Genomic DNA, 1,143 nt, shown 5'->3' on the forward strand with positions numbered 1-1,143 from the left:
GTATGAAACCAGGCCGTTATAAAGACAGCATCCCTGTTCACGGGATGCATAACGCGCTTCGCCATTCACCATTGAGGAGATACCCCCATGTTCAAGAAAGTACTGGCATTTTTCGCCGCCATGTCTCTCGTTGCAGCCTTTGCTGCGGTTGACGTCAACAAAGCCACTGAGGCCGAACTCGACGGTATCAAGCACATCGGCCCTGTCACCTCACGGCAAATCATTGCCGAGCGCAAGAAAAGCGAGTTCAAGAACTGGGACGACTTCATCACCCGCGTCAAAGGTGTGGGAGACAAACGCGCCGCAGAGTTCTCGGCCGCAGGGCTGACTGTTGGCGGTGCATCCTATACAGGCCCGGCCGCCGCAGGCGCCAAGGCAAAAACCAAGGCCGAAGCCAAGGCAGACGCCAAAGCCGGCAAAAATTCCGACAAGCCGATCACGGAAAAAGCCAAGGACGCAGCCATCGCCACCAAGGATGCGGTCAAAGGTGCTGCTATAGCGACGAAAGATGCCGTCGTGGAATCAGCCAAGGATGCCAAAGAGGCTGTAACGTCTAATAAAGGCGCCAAGAAGGAAACCAAGACCGAAGTCAAGGTTGAGGCAGCCAAGCCTGCCGCAAGCGCTGCCAAAAAGTAATCCCGGCCCTCCTCCATAAAAAACCCGCGCAAGGCGGGTTTTTTTATGTCATTTTGGCCATCAGCCCTTTGGGGACGTGCGCAAGCAGCTATCTATTTCATAGCAACCACAGGATCGTCCATCACCAGCGCAATAAGGTCCGTCACGCCCACCGTTGCACCCGCCTGCGTGACCAATGTCGTCACCTGCCCTCTGTGGTGTGTCTGGTGATTGAAAAAATGCGTGAGGGCCTTCCAGACCACGTGTTCGCGCTGCACCCCTTTCGAGTTGGCGTAGCGCATGGTCATGGCCGGGTAAGCCTCAGGCATGTCGGCAGCCCACTGCTCGATGGCGCCATCGAGCTGCTGCCGTTTGCCTTTCAACCCGGCCCAGTCTTCATAGAGCACCATATCCAGGGTGTAAACCTCCGGCATGTCCAGTACGTCAGCACCCAGCGATGTAAAACGGATTCCGTTCTCAGTACCGCACTGCGCAAAGCGCCTGAGCCAGGCCTGGTCGGCCACGACC

At 56.8% G+C, this 1,143-nt stretch carries 2 protein-coding genes; one reads left to right on the forward strand and one right to left on the reverse strand.

Translation table 11 applies throughout. The annotated features are described in order from the left end of the window. The first annotated feature begins 87 nt into the window (after positions 1-87). Positions 88-636 (forward strand): ComEA family DNA-binding protein, encoded by a 549-nt coding sequence (locus AC1D0Z_RS22355; RefSeq protein WP_477660338.1) that lies wholly within the window; start codon positions 88-90, stop codon positions 634-636. A 92-nt stretch (positions 637-728) separates the two neighbouring features. Here AC1D0Z_RS22355 and AC1D0Z_RS22360 read toward each other — a convergent pair. Beyond that, a partial coding sequence (locus tag AC1D0Z_RS22360) for a DinB family protein (protein ID WP_477660339.1) occupies positions 729-1,143 on the reverse strand: 415 nt, incomplete at its 5' end.

The sequence above is a fragment of the Polaromonas sp. P1_E3 genome (assembly GCF_056405935.1).

What these genes read in the sequence shown, in the direction of transcription:
- AC1D0Z_RS22355 (WP_477660338.1), top strand. Translation starts at nt 88, where the DNA reads ATGTTCAAGAAAGTACTGGCATTTTTCGCCGCCATGTCTCTCGTTGCA.